Origin of the sequence: Micrococcus sp. Mcc28 (assembly GCF_024519775.1) — a bacterium.
Lineage (GTDB): Bacteria > Actinomycetota > Actinomycetes > Actinomycetales > Micrococcaceae > Micrococcus > Micrococcus luteus.
In genome coordinates, this window is sequence record NZ_JALJRH010000018.1 from 22,761 (window position 1) to 38,872 (window position 16,112).

The window sequence follows — 16,112 nt, forward strand, 5'->3', positions numbered from 1 at the left end:
GCTCACGCGCCCGCCTCCTCGTCGTCGAACTGCTGCAGGTAGAGGGCGTGCTCGCGGCGCTGCCGCTCGAGCTCCTGGTGGGGCTCAGCGTAGATCTCGTCGAAGAGCCTGTCCGCGCCGTCCTCCTCGAGCGCCTCGAGGGCGCGGCGGACCTCGGCCGCCAGCTCGTCGGCCTCGGCCTGGGCCTGTGCGAGCACGGCGTCCACGTCCACATCGAGGGTGCGCAGGTGCGCCTCCACGCGGGTCAACGGGTCACGGGCCTTCCAGGCCTCGAGCTCGGCGTCGTCCCGGTAGCGGGTGGGGTCGTCCGCGGTGGTGTGCGGGCCCATGCGGTAGGTGACGGCCTCGATGAAGGTGGGACCGCCCCCGTCGGCCGCGCGCTCGACGGCGGCGCGGGTCGCGGCGAGCACGGCCAGGACGTCGTTGCCGTCCACGCGCATCGACGGGATGCCGAAGCCCCACGGGCGGTCCGCGATGCTGCGGCGGGTCTGCAGGCGCACGGGCTCGGAGATGGCCCAGTGGTTGTTCTGGCAGAAGAACACCACGGGCGACTGGTACGAGGCGCTGAAGACCATGGCCTCGTTGACGTCTCCCTGGCTCGTGGCGCCGTCGCCGAAGTAGACGATCGTGGCGACGTCCGCCTGGTCCCGCTGGACGCCCATCGCGTAGCCGACGGCGTGCAGGGCCTGCGCGCCGATGATGATCTGCTGGGTGGCCACGCGCGTCTCGTTCGGGTCCCAGCTCGAGAACGTGGAGCCGCGCCACACCCGCAGCAGGTCCAGCGCGGGGACGCCGCGCAGCAGGGCCACGCCGTTCTCGCGGTAGGACGGGAAGACGAAGTCGTCCGGGCGCAGCGCGACGGCGGAGCCCACCTGGGCGGCCTCCTGGCCCAGCAGCGGGGGCCACAGGGCCAGCTCGCCCTGACGCTGCAGGTGCGTGGCCTCGACGTCGAGGCGCCGGACCACGGCCATCTGGCGGTACAGCGCGGCGAGGGCGTCGGCGTCGACGTCCTCGATCCACGGGGCGAGCTCCGGCTGCGGACGGCGGCGGCCCTCCGCGTCGAGCACCTGGAGCATCACGGCCTCAGCCGGGCCCGCCGGGGGCGGAGAGCCGGCGGATCGGCCGCCGGTGGGACGGGTGTGGTCCACGAGGGTCACTGCACTGCCTTCCGATCGACGCCCACGGTGCGGGGCGAGGGAGTTGTACGCATGCGCGAGCAGGGGTGGAGCGCGCGGCGTCTCGGTGGTGTGATTGTAATCACTTCAGTGTGATCTGCGCCACTCTCCCGGGGCCGCCGCGCGAGGGCCGGGTGTCAGGCGCGGCGCAGCAGCACGTCGACGGCGGCGTCAAGGTAGGCGTCGACCTGGCCCTCCTCGTAGCCGGCGGCACCCTCGGCCTCGCTGAACGCCGCGCGGCGCACGTCGTCCGCGGTCAGCCCGCCTTCGGCGTCGGGATCCGTCGAGTCCTCCGCACCGGCCAGGGTGACGCGCAGGCGGTCCACGAGCGCGTCCACCTGGTCCACGTCGTAGCTCACGGCGTCCGCGCGGGAGGGGCGGCGGAAGCGCTCCGCCGGGGCCCGGTCGGCACGGGCCACGAGCTCGGCCACGCGCTCCTCGAGGTCTGCGGCCCAGTCCTCGTCCCCGCGCTCGGCGACGAAGGCCTGACGCTCGGCGGCGGCCAGCTCCTCTTCGAGGCGGTCCAGCTCGTCGTCCACCTCGTCCGTGGCGTAGCCGCCGTTGACGGTCGCGAAGCGGGCCTGGCGCACCTCCTCCGCCGTCAGCGGGGCACCGCCGTCGCGTGCCTCACGGGCACGCGCCATGAAGGCGTCCACGTGGGTGGTCTCGTAGCCGATCTCGTCCTGCTCGACGAGCTCGAAGACCGGCTCGGCGTCCGGGGTGGTGCGGGGGGTCATGGGCGTCTCCTGCGGTGCGGGTCCCGGACGTGCCGGGTCGAGGGGTGGATCAGGTCAGGGGCAGCGCCAGCACGGTGTAGGCCACCGGCGAGGCGAACACGAGGGAGTCCAGGCGGTCCATCACGCCGCCGTGGCCGGGCAGGGCGGAGGACATGTCCTTGATGCCGAGCTCACGCTTGACCATGGACTCGGAGAAGTCCCCCGCGGTGGCGGCGGCGACGGTGGTCACGCCGAGGACGGCGCCGATCCACCACGGCTGGCCGACCAGCAGGGGGACGGCGACGACGCCCACCAGCACCGAGCCCGCCAGGGAGCCGGCCAGGCCCTCCCAGGACTTCTTGGGGCTGATGCGCGGGGCGATCGGGGTGCGGCCGAGGCGGTAGCCCACGATGTAGCCGAACGTGTCGTTGGAGACCACCATCAGCAGCAGGATCGCCACCATGCGGTGCCCCAGCGGCTCGTCCAGGAGCGCAGCGGCGAAGGAGAGCAGGAACGGCGCCCACAGCACGATGAACACGCCCGCGAGCATGAACTGGCCCGCCGGGCGCCGGCGCGTCAGCGCCGTCCACACGGCCACCAGCGCCAGGCATGCCACCAGGGCGATGAACAGCGCGGGCACCCCCCACCGCCACGCGGTGAGCGGCAGGACCGCCGCGGCCACCCAGAGCGGGGGCCGCGGCACGTCCAGGCCGATGCCGCGTACCGCCGTCGCGATCTCGGACACCGCGCCGACCAGCAGGGCGACCACGAGCACGACCAGCAGCCAGTCGAGCCAGAAGAGGCCGACCAGGGCCGTCGCCAGCAGCCCCACCCCCACGAGGACGGCGGACTTGAGGTCGCGGCCGCCGCGCGGGGGTGCGGGCGAGGTGGGCACGGCGGAGGTCATGGGACGAGCGCGGACGGCGGGAGGCTCAGACCTCCAGCAGCTCCTGCTCCTTGTTCTTGGCCATCTCGTCGATGAGCTCGACGTGGCGCTTGGTGAGCGCGTCCAGCTCCTTCTCGCCGCGGGCGCCCTCGTCCTCGCCGACCTCGCCGTCCTTGACGGCCTTGTCCATGGCCTCCTTGGCCTTGCGACGGGCGTTGCGCACGGAGATCTTGTGCTCCTCCGCCTTGGACTTGACCAGCTTCACGTACTCCTTGCGGCGCTCCGCGGTCAGCTCCGGCATCACGATGCGGATGACCTTGCCGTCGTTGGACGGGTTCGCGCCGACCTCGGACTCGGACAGGGCCTTCTCGATGTTGCGCAGGGCCGACTGGTCGAACGGCGTGATGAGCAGCGTGCGGGCGTCCGTGGTGGTGAAGGACGCCAGCTGCTGCAGCGGGGTGAACGAGCCGTAGTAGTCGACCATCACCTTGGAGTAGAGGCCCGGGTTGGCGCGGCCGGTGCGCACGGAGGCGAAGTCCTCACGCGTGGCCTCGATGGTGCGGTCCATCTGCTCTTCGGCGGACTGCAGGGTCTCCTGGATCACGGTGTCTCCTCGGTGTGGTGGATCAGGTCTGCCGCCATCCTACGCGGCGGGCCTCAGACGGTGACGGTGGTCCCGATCGGCTCGCCGAGCAGGGCGCGGGTCACGTTGCCCGGGCCCTCCATGCCGAACACGCGCATGTCCAGGTCGTTGTCCTTGCACATGGTCATGGCGGTCAGGTCCATCACGCGGATGTTCCGCAGCAGCGCCTCATCGTAGGTCAGGTGCGTGAGGCGCTCGGCGGTGGGGTCCTTCTTGGGGTCCGCGGTGTAGACGCCGTCCACGCCGGACTTGGCCATCAGGACCTCGTCTGCCCCGACCTCCAGGGCGCGCTGGGCCGCCACGGTGTCCGTGGAGAAGTAGGGCAGGCCGGTGCCGGCGCCGAAGATCACGACGCGGCCCTTCTGCATGTGGCGGATGGCGCGCAGCGGGATGTAGGACTCCGCCACCTGCTCCATGTGGATGGCGGACTGCACGCGCGTGGTGACCCCGGCCTGGATGAGGAAGTCCTGCAGGGCCAGGCAGTTCATCACGGTGCCGAGCATGCCCATGTAGTCGGCCCGACGGCGGTCCATCCCGTTCTCGGACAGCTCGGCGCCACGGAAGAAGTTGCCGCCGCCGACGACGATCGCGATCTCCACCTGGTCCGCCGCGGCGGCGATCTGCTCGGCGATGCCGCGGACGGTCTCCGGGTCCACGCCGATCTTGCCGCCGCCGAACACCTCGCCCGAGAGCTTGAGGAGCACGCGACGGCGGCCGGTGTCGTCCGAGGTCTGCGGGGCGTGGGCGGTGGTCGGGTCCTCGGGGGCGCGGTTCGTCTCCATGGGAAGCATCTCCTGGTCGGTGGGGGGTCGGGCCGGGGACGGCCGTCCCGGGGGCGGACACGCGGACGGGGTGGCCGCCCGGTCGGGGCGGCCACCCCGTCATGCGATGGTCGTCGGCGCCATCCGGCGCCGGAGTGGACCTCGGGTCGCTCCCGATCCTACGCCCCCGCGGGGCGTGGACCGGGAGCGGCCGGTCCGGGTGCGGCGGTCAGTTGCCGACGCGGAAGCGGGCGAACCCGGTGACGTTGGTGCCGGCGTCGGAGGCGACCTTGCCGACGGTCTGCTTCGGGTCCTTCGCGAACGGCTGGTCCACGAGCACGATCTCCTTGAAGAAGCCGGTCAGGCGGCCCTCCACGATCTTCGGCAGGGCCTGCTCCGGCTTGCCCTCGGCACGGGCGGTCTCATCGGCGATGCGACGCTCGTTCTCGACGGTCTCGGCCGGCACGTCCTCACGGGTGAGGTACGTGGGCGAGTAGGCCGCGACGTGCACGGCGATGTCGTGCGCGGCGGTCTTGGCCTCGGCGGAGTCGGCGTCCACGGCGAGGAGCACGCCCACCTGGGCCGGCAGGTCCTTGGAGGTCTTGTGCAGGTAGGCGTCCACGTAGGCGCCCTCCACGCGGGCCAGGCGGCGCACGGCCACCTTCTCGCCCAGCAGGGCGCCCTCCTCGGTCACGTAGTCGCCCAGGGTGCGGCCCTCGTAGTCGGAGGCCAGCAGGCCGTCGACGTCGGTGGCGCCGGAGGCGACGGCGGCGCGCAGCACCACGTCGCCCAGGGCGATGAACTTGTCGGCCTTGGCCACGAAGTCGGTCTCGCAGTTGAGCTCGATCATGACGCCGACGCCGTTCTCGACGGTCGCGGCCACGAGGCCCTCGGCGGCCGAGCGGCCCTCGCGCTTGGTGGCGCCCTTGAGGCCCTTCACGCGGATGATCTCGATGGCCTTCTCGGCGTCGCCGTCGGCCTCGTCCAGAGCCTTCTTCACGTCCATCATGCCGGCGCCGGTGCGCTCGCGCAGGGCCTTGATGTCAGCAGCGGTGTAGTTCGCCATGCTCGTTCGGTCCTTCCCGTGGTGTGGGTTGTGCGGGATGTTCGGGGTCTGAACCGGCCCGTCGGCCCGGCCGGGTGGGGCCGGGCGGACGGACCGGCCGGGATCACTCGCCCTGCGGGGCGGCCTCGGCGGCGGGGGCCTCGGCCTGCTCGGCCGGCGCCTCGGCGGCGGGGGCCTCGGCCTGCTCAGCCTGCTCGGCCTGCTGGGCGTTGTGCTGCTCGAGCAGCTCGCGCTCCCACTCGGCCATCGGCTCGGCGGCCGCCTGGCCGGACTTGCCGCCCTGACGGGCGATCAGGCCCTCGGCGACGGCGTCCGCGACCACGCGGGTCAGCAGGTTCACGGAGCGGATGGCGTCGTCGTTGCCCGGGATCGGGTAGGCGACCTCGTCCGGATCGCAGTTGGTGTCCAGGATGGCGACGACCGGGATGCCGAGCTTCTGGGCCTCGTCGACGGCCAGGTGCTCCTTCTTGGTGTCCACGACCCACACGGCGGAGGGGGTCTTGGCCATGTTGCGGATGCCGCCGAGGTTGGCCTGCAGCTTCTCGAGCTCACGGTTGAGCAGCAGCAGTTCCTTCTTGGTGAACTGCGAGCCGGCCACGTCCTCGAAGTCGATCTCCTCGAGCTCCTTCATGCGCTGCACGCGCTTGGAGACGGTGGAGAAGTTGGTCAGCATGCCGCCGAGCCAGCGGTGGTTCACGTAGGGCATGCCCACGCGGCCGGCCTGCTCCGCGATGGCCTCCTGGGCCTGCTTCTTGGTGCCGACGAACAGGATGGTGCCGCCGTGGGCGACGGTCTCCTTGACGAACTCGTAGGCGCGGTCGATGTAGGACAGCGACTGCTGGAGATCGATGATGTAGATGCCGTTGCGCTCGGTGAAGATGAAGCGCTTCATCTTGGGGTTCCAGCGGCGGGTCTGGTGGCCGAAGTGGACACCGGAGTCGAGGAGCTGGCGCATGGTCACGACGGGCATGACGTTCCCTTCTGTGGCAGCCGTGGCACCCCGCGCTTCACGCGCGGGCGGTCTGCCGGTCGATTTCTTGACGGTTGGCGGCCGGCCCGGTCGGGCGGCCCCTGGCATCACGACGGCGGGCTGCCGGGCCCCACGAGCACCCGCGCCGACGTCCTCTCCAGGAGGACGGCGGGGACGGGACCGAGCGTGGGGGCTGGGCCGCTGAAGCGACCCACCGCGATGCGCGGAGTCGGCGTCCGGGGCACAGCACAGGGCCGGCCACAGGACACCGCTGAGGTGAATCCTACCCCAGGTGGGCGACCGCTCCCATCGCCGACTCCTGCACAGGGGCCGGTGCGGCGGGCGCTCTCCACGATGGGACTGCGGGCCCGCCACGCGGCCGCCCGGGACGCCAGGCTGACGCCATGACCCCTCGCACGCTCCTCCCCCGTCCGCTCCCGCGTCCGCGCATCGCGGGGTGCGTCGCGGCAGCCCTGCTCGCCTGGCTCGTCCTCGCCCTGGGGATGGGCGACCTCGGCCCCGTGTCCCGGGCCACGCCCGCACCGTCCACGCGCGACGCGCTGCTCCTCGTCGCGGCGTCCCCGGCAGGTCCGGGCGCGACGGCCGCGCCGGTCGCGTGGCACCCGCCCGTCGCCGGCGCCGCCCCGGATGACGTGCTCCGCGCGTTCGTCGCACCCGAGCGACCGTGGAGTCGGGGGCACCGGGGCGTGGACCTCGCCGTGCAGACCGGGGCTCCGATCCAGGCGCCGGCGGCGGGCCGGGTCGTGTTCGCCGGGGTCGTGGTCGACCGCCCCGTGCTGACCCTCGAGCACGCGAACGGGACCCGCAGCTCCCTCGAGCCGGTGGAGGCCGACGTCGCGGTGGGGGCCGTCGTCGACGCGGGCGACCCCGTGGGGCGACTGGCCGGGGCGCCACCCCACTGCCCGCGGGCGTGCGTGCACTGGGGCGTGCGGGAGCCCGATGGCTGGCGGGTGGGGGACGCGGCCTTCGACCGCTACCTCGACCCGCTGGTGCTCATCGGCTGGAGCGGCCCGTCCGTGCTCTGGCCGCACGCCGCGCCACACCCAGCGCGGCCGTGAGGTCCAGAAGCCGGCGGGCGGACTCGTCCCAGCTGAACCGGGCCGCCTGGGCGACGCTCGCCCGGGAGGCCGCGGCGAACTCGGCGGGGTCCTCGAGCTCCCGCACGCGGGCCGCGAGCGCGGCCGCCCGGTCCCCCTCGAGCGGGACACCCCGGAAGGACGGGGTGCCCGCGCCGGCGATCTCGCGGAAGATCGGCAGGTCCGAGCACACCACCGGCGTGCCATGGGCCATCGCCTCGGCCACGGGCAGGCCGAAGCCCTCGGCGCGGGAGAGGGTGACGGCCGCGGTGGCCCGGCGGAGCAGGCGCACGTACTCGGCCTCGTCGGTGCCGTCGTGGAAGACCACGTCCGCGCCGGCGGCCCCTGCGCCGGCGCGGCGCGCGGCCAGCCGGGCCTCGAGCTGCCCGCGGCGCTCCGGGCTGATGCGGGAGAGCAGGTGCAGCGCGTAGCCCGGCAGCAGGGGCGCGGCCGCCACGAGGGACTCGACGTCCTTGTAGTCCATGAACGAGCCCATGTAGAGCAGCGTGCGGTCCGGGGTCTCGTCCGGGTCACGCGGCTCCGGTACCGTCTGCGCCGCATTGGCGATGACGTGGACCGGACGCCGGGTGAGGCGGTGCCGGTCGATGAGCTCCGCCGTCGTCCGGGAGACCGTGGCGACCGCGTCCGCGCGGTCGAGCAGGAGCCGCTGCGGGGTCTTGGTCAGGTGGTAGGCCCGCCACAGCCAGCGGATCGGCTCGGGCAGGTTCCGCGGCGGGGTGCGGTGCTCGTAGTAGATGAGGTCGTGGAGCGTGAGGATCAGCGCGTAGTCCCGCCCCCACGACCCCATGGTCTGCATGGGCGAGAAGACGACGTCCGGTCGCAGGCGCGCGACCTGACGGGCCACGAACGGCTCGCGTGGGGAGGTGGGGCCGGAGACGAGGTGCCACGGCACGCCGTCCGGGAGCAGGGCCAGCTGTCGTTCGTCCGAGATCAGCATCGCGACTTCGACCTCGACGTCGGCCCCCTCCGGGCCCGGCGCGTCGGTCCGGCGGGCGACCGCCTCGATGAGGCTCGCGCCGTAGCGGGAGATGCCGTCGTGGAAGTCGGTGCGGGTGTAGCGGGCGTCCATCAGCAGGCGCAGGGGGCGGGAGGGGCTCACCCGCACCACGCTAGCGCCGCGCCGGAGAGGGGCGGGGACAGCCGCGCACGGTAGGTGCCGACCGGGGCGCGTCGAGCGCCGATCGGCCACCTGGACGTCATCCGAATTTCTGATTGCGTTTCGATAACGATCGTGTATCTTGATCACGGATCGGTTACAGCCTATCCGCCACACCGGGGCTTCCTCCGCGTCCTCGCGTACCCGGTCATCCGCACTGCTCGTCAACTCGCACCCGCGGTCCGGCCTCGTTCCGGGCATCGCCCGGAGGCACCGCCCTCACGGGCCGCAGGTCCTGTCCGGGAAGAAGATCCGATGTCCGTGACCTCCTCGCACGCCGCTGTGCGTCGCGCCCCCCGCACCGCCGCCGCCTCCGTGGCCCTCGCCCTGGGCGCCGCCGCCCTGACCGGCGTCGGCACCGTGTCCGTCGCCGAGACCGCCCAGGCCGCCGAGACCGCCTACACCGTCCGCTCCGGCGACGGCTGGTGGATCATCGCCCAGCGCACCGGCGTCTCCATGTCCAGGTTGCAGTCGCTCAACGGCATGACCGCCGCGACCGTGCTGCATCCCGGCATGGTCCTCAAGACCTCCGGCACTGCCACCCCGACCCCGGCCCCGGCGCCGTCCACCTCGGGCTCGACCTACACCGTGCTGGCCGGCGACGGCTGGTGGATCATCTCCTACCGCACGGGGGTGTCCGCCTCGATCCTGCAGTCCATCAACGGCATGAGCTCCTCGACCATGCTCCACCCGGGGATGGTCCTGAAGACCACCTCGGTCTCCACCTCCAGCGCCCCCGCCGTCGCCCCTGCGCCGGCGCCCGCGTCCAAGCAGGCTGCCGTCGACTACGTGCGCTCCGCCGTCCGGAACCCGTCCTCCTATTACGTGTGGGGCGGCAACGGCCCCTCCGGCTTCGACTGCTCCGGCCTCACCCAGCAGGCCATGGCCCGGGCCGGCATCTCCATCCCGCGCCGCGCCGGCGACCAGTACCTCGCCGCGAAGTCCTACGTGCCGATCTCCCAGGCCCAGCCCGGCGACCTCGTGTTCTATGCGAACCAGTCCACCGGCCGCATCTACCACACGGCCATGTACATGGGCGGCGGCCAGCTCGCCCACGCCCTCAACGAGGACGCGGGCCTAGTGTTCACCTCCACGACGATCATGAAGTCCGACATGCTCGCGGTGGCCGCCCGCTACTGAGCACCGGCACGACGACGGCCCCCGGCCCGCGCCATACCGCGCGGCCGGGGGCCGTTTTCTGTAGGGCGTGCGGGACTTGAACCCGCGACCCAGGGATTATGAGTCCCCTGCTCTGACCGACTGAGCTAACGCCCCTCCCCCGCGGCATCGCGCGGGACCCGCCCATCCTACCGACGGGTCTCAGAGCATCGCGCGGACCTCGGCGGCCGTCGCGCCGCGGTAGAGGCGCTCGAAGATGTCCACCGTCTTCTGGGCGGAATGATGCAGGGCCTTCGCGTGGGACGCCTCGCCCATGGCGGCGCGGTCCGCGTCCGAGAGGTCGAGGATCCGGGCGATCCGATCGGCCAGGGCCACGTGGTCCCCGGGCGGGAAGAGGTGGCCGTTGACGCCCTCGTCCACGAGGTGGGGCAACGCGAGGGCGTCCGCGAGGACCACCGGGGTGGACGCGCTGAGCGCCTCGAGGGTCACGAGGGACTGCAGCTCCGCCGTGCCCGGCTGGCAGAACACGTCGGCGCGCAGGTAGGCCGCCCGCAGCTCCTCCTCGGAGACGTGGCCGCGCAGCAGGACGCGGTCGGCCACCCCCTCCTCGTCCACCGTGGCACGGATGCGGTCGCGCTGCTCGCCGTCGCCGACGATCTCGGCGTGCACGTCCAGGTCGGGGCGGGTGCGGGCCAGGTGCGCGATCGCACGGATCAGCACCTCCACGTTCTTCTCCACGGCCAGCCGCCCCACGAAGAGCACGACCGGATGGCCGGGATGGTCCACCCTCTCCCCCGGCTGCAGCTCGTAGGCGCTCGCGTCGATGCCGTTGGAGACCGGGAGAACGTTGTCCAGGCCGGCGTGCTCGGCCATGGCCTGCGCGGCGAGGGCCGTGGGGGTGGTGACCACCGCGCCCTTGCCCATGAGTCGACCCATGTCCTTCCACGACACCCGGGAGACGGTGTCCAGGAACCACTGCGGGAACGGCAGGAACGGCTCGAGGTTCTCCGGCATGAAGTGGTTCGTGGAGACGATCCGGATGCGGCGCCGCTCGGCCTCGTTGATGGCGGCCTCGCCGATCATGTAGTGGCACTGGGCGTGCACGACGTCCGGCTGGACCTCGCGGTAGATGCGGCGGAAGGAGATCTTGGCATGCCGCGGGAGCACCACACGGTAGTACTCGTGCGTCGGCGCCGGCAGGGAGCGCAGCAGGTGCACGGTGGCCTCCGGCCGGTGCTCCACGGTGTCCGGGCCGGCGTCACTGCGCGGCATCACGACGTGGACCTCGTGGCCGCGCGCGTGCAGCGCCGTGGCGAGGCGGTGGCCGAAGGTGGCGGCCCCGTTGACGTGCGGCGGATAGGTGTCTGCGGCGATCAGCACCTTCAGGGGGCGGTCGGCGGCGATCCCGGGACGGTCGGACACGGCGGTCCCTCTCTGTGGTGGCGATGGCACGACGGCGCCCGGCCCGTGCCGTGAGGATCGGCCGCGGGCACGGCGCGCGTCCCACGGTAGCAACCGTCGGCGCCGGCACGAGGATGCGCGAGGGGGTCAGCCCCGGCGGGACGGGTGCTCGCGCGGGTCCTGACCGTCCGCCCGCAGGCCGCGGGCCTTGCCCACCGCGCGCACGAGGTAGTCCCCCGCGGCGAGGATGTGCAGCAGGCAACCGGCGCCGACCAGAGCCAGGGCCACGCCGCTCCACGGGCCGCCGTCGACCCCCGGCACACGGGCGAGCAGCAGCAGGGGCGTGCCCACCAGCAGCAGCGCGGTGCGCACCTTGCCCAGGACCGTGACCGGCAGATCCGGGCTGCCGCCGAACAGCCACAGGCACACGGCGGCGAGCACGAGGTCCGGGATCGCGATGGCCAGGGCGAGCCAGAGCGGGGCGATGCCGGTGGCCACGAACGTCACGGCCACCACCAGCAGGGAGAGGCGGTCCGCCACCGGGTCGAGCCACCGCCCGACCGTGGAGATCATGTCGAACCGGCGCGCCACGTAGCCGTCCACCCAGTCCGTGCCGGAGAGCACCGCCAGGATCACGAACGCGTCCAGGTGCCGGCCGTCGACGGTGAGCCACACGAACACCGGGACCAGGGCGAAGCGGGCCAGGGTGATGAGGTTCGGCACGGTCAGCCAGGTGTCGCGGACGCGGTACTCGTGGCCCTCGCGCAGGCCGACGTCGATCACACGCATGGGTCGCTCCTCCAGGGTCCGCGGGCGGACGCCCCCGCCGGGCGCCCCACACGCCCAGCCTACCGACGCCGTCGCCCCTGCCCGCAGACGACGAGGCCCCGATCCGTGGGGATCGGGGCCTCGGGGGCTGGGGAGGGCGGGCGCCCCCGGGTCAGCGGCGGCGCAGGCGGCCGGCGAGCGCCACGAACGCGGCGGAGGAGGCGCCGAGCAGCGCGAGCGGCTGCCAGTGGTCCTTCACGTAGTCCTCGGCCTCGGCGGTCCGCTCCCCCGCGCGGGCGGCACCGGTGAACGGCGCGGTCTGCTCGGTGGCGTGCGTGGTCTCGGGGGTGACGCCGCGACCCTTGCGCTGGGCGGCGAAGGCCGCGAGCTGGCCCTTCACGTTGGTCTTCTCGTCCAGGCCGGAGCGGATGTCGCCCAGGTGGCGGCGGCGCAGGTCGGCACGGCGACGGATCTCGGCCTCGGTGGCGTCGTCGCGGTCCGGGTGGGGAGCGGCCTCGCCGTTCTTGCGGGCCTTCTTGTTCTCCTCCTTCTCCACCTTCTTCCGCTCGGCCTCACGGGCGGCCTCGACACGCTTGGCCTCGGCGCGCTCCGCCTTGAGGCGGTCGTACTCGGCCGGGTCGAAGGCGTTGCCCTCCTTGAGGTAGCCGAGGTCGTACTCGAGGTTGCGCACGGTCTCCTGCGGCACGAGCGGCATGGCGCCCTTGACCATCACGAGGCCGACGCCGGCGAAGATCAGGCCGAGCACGAGAAACGCGAGCGCCACCATGAGCGCCGGGAACCAGAAGCTCGGGTCGGCGAAGGCGCCGACCAACGTCACCACGAGGGCGACCACCATGAGCGCGAGGAAGAACAGGCCCACCACCGCGACGCCGGCGCCGATGCCGGCCTTCTTGCCCTTCGCGGCCACGTGTCCCTTGGCGAGCGCGAGCTCGTCCTTCATCTGCAGGGGCAACAGGCGCACGACGGCGCCGAGCAGGTCGGTCAGCGAGCTCGCGCGGGTCTGCGGGGTCACCGGGACGGCGGTCCGCGGCGCGCGGGCCTTCGACGCATCGGCGGGGGGAGCCTGGTGGGACATGGTGCATGCCTTCCGTGGAGTGCCTGGACAGATGCGCCCGGGCGGCGCGGCGGCCACCGGGCATTCTCGAGCAAAACTATCACCGGCCCGCCCCCAGGGGGACGGGCCGGGTGCGCGCGGTGGCGGCTGGATCAGAAGTCGATGACCGCCGGGTCGGGGCCGAGGCGGCCGTCCTCGCGGTCGAGGGCGTCGATCCGGGCGACGTCGTCGGCGGTCAGCTCCACCCCCGCGGCCTCGAGGTTCGAGACGATGCGCTCGGGCGTCACGGACTTGGGGATGACCACGAAGCCCTGGGCGAGGTGCCACGCGATGACCACCTGGGCCGGCGTCGCGCCGCGGACCTCGGCGATCTCCGTGACCACGGGATCGGCGAGGAGGTCGCCGCCCTGACCGAGCGGGGACCAGGACTCGTGGACGATGCCGTGGCGGCCCTCGACCTCGCGCAGCTCGCGCTGCTGCCAGTACGGGTGGGTCTCGACCTGGTGGATCGCGGGCACCACACCGGTGGCCTCGATGATCTCCTCGAGCTGGGCGGCCGGGAAGTTGGAGACGCCGATCGAGCGCACCTTGCCCTGCTTCTGCGCCTCGATCAGGGCCTTCCAGGTGTCCACGTACTTCCCCTGCGCAGGCTTGGCCCAGTGGATGAGGTAGAGGTCGACGTAGTCGGTGCCGAGCTTGTCGAGCGAGGCGTCGAGGGCGGCGAGCGCCTCCTCGTAGCCCTGGTCCGAGTTCCACACCTTGGTGGTGAGGAACAGCTCCTCGCGGGCGACACCGGACGCGGCGATGCCGCGGCCCACGCCCTCCTCGTTCCCGTAGATCGCGGCGGTGTCGATGTGGCGGTAGCCGGCGCGGATCGCCTGCTCGACGACGTCGGCGGCGACGTCGTCCTCGACCTGCCACACGCCGAGCCCGAGCTGCGGGATCTGCTGGCCGTCGTGGAAGGGGACGGTGGGCACACTGGTCATGAGGGAGCTCCTGCAAGGTCGGGGTCGGGCGGATGCGTCGGATGCAACCGCGCGCGGGCGGCCGGCATTCCCGACGGCGGTCACCGGGCCGGGGCGCCGCCGTCGGACGTCCGCTCCCCCGCGACGACGGCGCCCACCGCGCGGGCGAAGGCCGCGAACACCTCAGCGGGGTCATTGGCCGTGACGAGCCGGGCGTTGGGGCGCCTGCCCCAGATGTCCCGCGTGTCGTGGACGGTCGTGCCGCGCAGCAGCTCCGAGTCCGCCTCGACGTCGACGACGGTGGCCCGCGTGGCGATGCGGGCCTGGCCCGCGGCCACCTGGGCGGCGAAGAGGTCGTGCAGGTGGGCGATGTAGCCCTGGTCGTAGTCGTGGTGGAACTCGAAGTAGAAGCGCAGCGCGTCGGCGAGCACGTCCAGGACGGGGCTGCCGGTGGCGGCGTCCGGCCCGGCGACCCGCGGTCGGTCCGCGGACCAGCCGACGGGGTGGGCCCCGGCGTCGGCCAGGAGGCCGTCCAGCAGGGCCGGCGTGTACTCGATCCGCTCCGTGGTCTCGAGCGCGCAGACCACCGGCAGGCGATCCTCGGGCAGGCCCTCGAAGGCCGTGAACACCTCCTTCGCGGCGTCCGGGTCCACCCAGGTGTTCCACTCGGCGGTGGGCGTGGTGTTGCCCGGATGATAGAAGGAGCCGCCCATGATCACGATGCCGCGGGCGAGGAACGGCAGGCGCGGCTCGGCGCGCAGAGCGAGGGCCAGGTTCGTCAGCGGCGCGGTGCAGAGGATCGTCGTCTCCCCGGGGTGGGCCCGCAGCTCGTCCAGCCACACGTCCACGGCGGGCCGGGACGAGAGCCGCTCGGGGCGCCGAACGATCCGGGCATGGCCGAGACCGCCGTCGCCGTGGGTCTCCGGGGTGGTGACCGCAGGGCGGCGCAGCGGGGTCTCGGCACCGACGGCCACCTCGACGTCGGCCCGACCGGCCAGGTCCAGCACCGCGGCGGTGTTGAGGGCGCAGTCCCGGGCGGTCGCGTTGCCGCCCGTGGTGGTGACGGCCGCGAGCTCGGGACCGGCGCCGAGGCGGTGGGCGCCCACGAGGTGGAGCAGGGCGCAGGCATCGTCGATGCCGGTGTCGACGTCGGCGAGGAGGCGGGCGGTCACGGGGTGGGCGTGCCGCCGTTGGCGTTGAGGGTCTCGCCGTTGACGTAGCTGGACTCGCCCGAGGCAAGGAACACGTAGGCGGGCGCCATCTCCACGGGCTGGCCGGCGCGGCCGATGGGGGTGCTGTGGCCGAACTCGGGCAACTTCTCCTCGGGCTCACCGTAGGACACGTGCTGCACCGTCCAGATGGGCCCGGGCGCCACCGCGTTGACACGGATGCCCTTCGGGCCGAGCTGCTCGGCCAGGCCCTTGGTGAAGTTGTTGATGGCGCCCTTGGTGGCCGCGTAGTCGAGGAGCCTCGGGTTGGGGTTGTAGGCCTGCACCGAGGTGGTGTTCACGATCGTGCTGCCCGGGCCCATGTGCTTCAGCGCGGCGCGGCTGAGCGTGAACATGGACATGATGTTGATCTGGAACGTCTCGTGGACCTGCTCGTCGGTGAGATCGGTCAGGTCATCGGAGATGAACTGCTTGCCCGCGTTGTTCACGAGGATGTCCAGGCCGCCGAGGCGCTGCGCGGCCTCGTCCACGAGGGAGGCACGGTAGTCGGCGTCCATCAGGTCGCCCGGCAACGCGACGGCGGTGCGCCCGGCCGCCTCGATCGCCGCCAGGACGCGGTCGGCGTCGGGCTGCTCCTGAGGCAGGTAGGCGATGGCGACGTCCGCGCCCTCACGGGCGTAGGCGATGGCGACCGCGGCACCGATGCCGGAGTCGCCGCCGGTGATCAGGGCCTTGCGGCCGGTCAGCCGGCCCATCCCCCGGTACGAGTCCAGACCGATGTCCGGGACGGGATCCGTCTTCACGTCCAGGCCCGGCTCGGGCTGGCGCTGCTTGGCGACGCGGAGCTTCGGGTGGCGGGTGCGCGGGTCGTCGTGGGCCAGCTGCGAGTCCCGCACGGGGATCGCGGGGGCGTCGTCCTTCTTCTCTGGAGTGGTCATGGGCCCGATGCTACGAGGCGAGCGCCAGAGGGTGACAAGGGACGGGGCGCGGCGTCGTCGGCGGCGTGGCCCACGCGACGACGGCGCCGCGGCGGCTAGGGCATGTCTGACAATCGTTTTGACCATGCGATCACAGCATTCAGGACCACAGCGGCCCTGTAGATGATCGCGTACTTGTCATACCGG

Annotated in this window: 16 protein-coding genes and 1 tRNA gene; 2 read left to right on the forward strand and 15 right to left on the reverse strand. The window is 72.8% G+C overall.

Features of this window, described 5'->3' with window-relative positions:
* Positions 1-2 precede the first annotated feature (2 nt).
* The 7 genes from pdhA to rpsB form a co-directional block, all read right to left on the reverse strand.
* Positions 3-1,157, reverse strand: a complete 1,155-nt coding sequence (gene pdhA / locus NR073_RS09605) for a pyruvate dehydrogenase (acetyl-transferring) E1 component subunit alpha (RefSeq protein WP_061866735.1) — start codon at positions 1,155-1,157, stop codon at positions 3-5.
* Between the two features lie 155 nt (positions 1,158-1,312).
* Positions 1,313-1,912, reverse strand: coding sequence for a DivIVA domain-containing protein (locus tag NR073_RS09610; RefSeq protein WP_049147668.1), 600 nt, complete (start codon positions 1,910-1,912; stop codon positions 1,313-1,315).
* A 49-nt stretch (positions 1,913-1,961) separates the two neighbouring features.
* Positions 1,962-2,798: a phosphatidate cytidylyltransferase gene (locus NR073_RS09615; RefSeq protein WP_061866736.1), complete on the reverse strand. Its 837-nt coding sequence runs from the start codon at positions 2,796-2,798 to the stop codon at positions 1,962-1,964.
* A gap of 25 nt (positions 2,799-2,823) precedes the next feature.
* Positions 2,824-3,381 carry a ribosome recycling factor gene (frr, locus tag NR073_RS09620; RefSeq protein WP_002857704.1) on the reverse strand — a complete coding sequence of 186 codons (558 nt, stop codon included), beginning with the start codon at positions 3,379-3,381 and terminating at the stop codon, positions 2,824-2,826.
* Positions 3,382-3,434: 53 nt separating this feature from the next.
* The gene (pyrH, locus tag NR073_RS09625; protein WP_002857706.1) at positions 3,435-4,202 is read right to left on the reverse strand and encodes a UMP kinase; all 768 of its coding nucleotides are present in this window, start codon (positions 4,200-4,202) and stop codon (positions 3,435-3,437) included.
* Between the two features lie 208 nt (positions 4,203-4,410).
* Positions 4,411-5,247 (reverse strand): translation elongation factor Ts, encoded by an 837-nt coding sequence (tsf, locus tag NR073_RS09630; RefSeq protein WP_061866737.1) that lies wholly within the window; start codon positions 5,245-5,247, stop codon positions 4,411-4,413.
* A 103-nt stretch (positions 5,248-5,350) separates the two neighbouring features.
* Complete coding sequence (gene rpsB, locus NR073_RS09635) at positions 5,351-6,217, reverse strand: 30S ribosomal protein S2 (RefSeq protein ID WP_061866738.1); 867 nt, start codon at positions 6,215-6,217, stop codon at positions 5,351-5,353.
* 404 nt (positions 6,218-6,621) lie between these two features.
* Between rpsB and NR073_RS09640 the strand changes: the two genes are divergently transcribed.
* Positions 6,622-7,296: a M23 family metallopeptidase gene (locus tag NR073_RS09640; protein ID WP_060974055.1), complete on the forward strand. Its 675-nt coding sequence runs from the start codon at positions 6,622-6,624 to the stop codon at positions 7,294-7,296.
* Here NR073_RS09640 and NR073_RS09645 read toward each other — a convergent pair.
* Positions 7,232-8,434 (reverse strand): glycosyltransferase, encoded by a 1,203-nt coding sequence (locus NR073_RS09645; protein WP_081097755.1) that lies wholly within the window; start codon positions 8,432-8,434, stop codon positions 7,232-7,234. The genes NR073_RS09640 and NR073_RS09645 overlap by 65 nt on opposite strands.
* Before the next feature lie 312 nt (positions 8,435-8,746).
* Between NR073_RS09645 and NR073_RS09650 the strand changes: the two genes are divergently transcribed.
* Positions 8,747-9,631 carry a LysM peptidoglycan-binding domain-containing C40 family peptidase gene (locus NR073_RS09650; RefSeq protein ID WP_036339471.1) on the forward strand — a complete coding sequence of 295 codons (885 nt, stop codon included), beginning with the start codon at positions 8,747-8,749 and terminating at the stop codon, positions 9,629-9,631.
* A 61-nt stretch (positions 9,632-9,692) separates the two neighbouring features.
* On the opposite strand, the gene NR073_RS09655 is transcribed toward NR073_RS09650, so the two are convergent.
* The 7 genes from NR073_RS09655 to NR073_RS09685 form a co-directional block, all read right to left on the reverse strand.
* A tRNA-Ile gene (locus NR073_RS09655) sits at positions 9,693-9,766 on the reverse strand.
* Between the two features lie 45 nt (positions 9,767-9,811).
* Positions 9,812-11,032: a glycosyltransferase gene (locus NR073_RS09660; RefSeq protein ID WP_060974056.1), complete on the reverse strand. Its 1,221-nt coding sequence runs from the start codon at positions 11,030-11,032 to the stop codon at positions 9,812-9,814.
* A 126-nt stretch (positions 11,033-11,158) separates the two neighbouring features.
* Positions 11,159-11,800 (reverse strand): CDP-alcohol phosphatidyltransferase family protein, encoded by a 642-nt coding sequence (locus tag NR073_RS09665; RefSeq protein WP_020624488.1) that lies wholly within the window; start codon positions 11,798-11,800, stop codon positions 11,159-11,161.
* Between the two features lie 151 nt (positions 11,801-11,951).
* A complete protein-coding gene (locus tag NR073_RS09670; RefSeq protein WP_061866739.1) occupies positions 11,952-12,875 on the reverse strand; it encodes a phage holin family protein in 924 nt (307 codons plus the stop codon).
* Between the two features lie 131 nt (positions 12,876-13,006).
* Positions 13,007-13,840 (reverse strand): aldo/keto reductase, encoded by an 834-nt coding sequence (locus NR073_RS09675; protein ID WP_060973449.1) that lies wholly within the window; start codon positions 13,838-13,840, stop codon positions 13,007-13,009.
* Positions 13,841-13,920: 80 nt separating this feature from the next.
* On the reverse strand, positions 13,921-14,991 hold the full coding sequence (locus NR073_RS09680) for a nucleoside hydrolase (protein ID WP_060973450.1): 1,071 nt from the start codon (positions 14,989-14,991) through the stop codon (positions 13,921-13,923).
* Positions 14,988-15,926, reverse strand: coding sequence for an SDR family oxidoreductase (locus tag NR073_RS09685; protein WP_036314031.1), 939 nt, complete (start codon positions 15,924-15,926; stop codon positions 14,988-14,990). The genes NR073_RS09680 and NR073_RS09685 overlap by 4 nt, the downstream gene beginning before the upstream one ends.
* Positions 15,927-16,112: the final 186 nt, after the last annotated feature.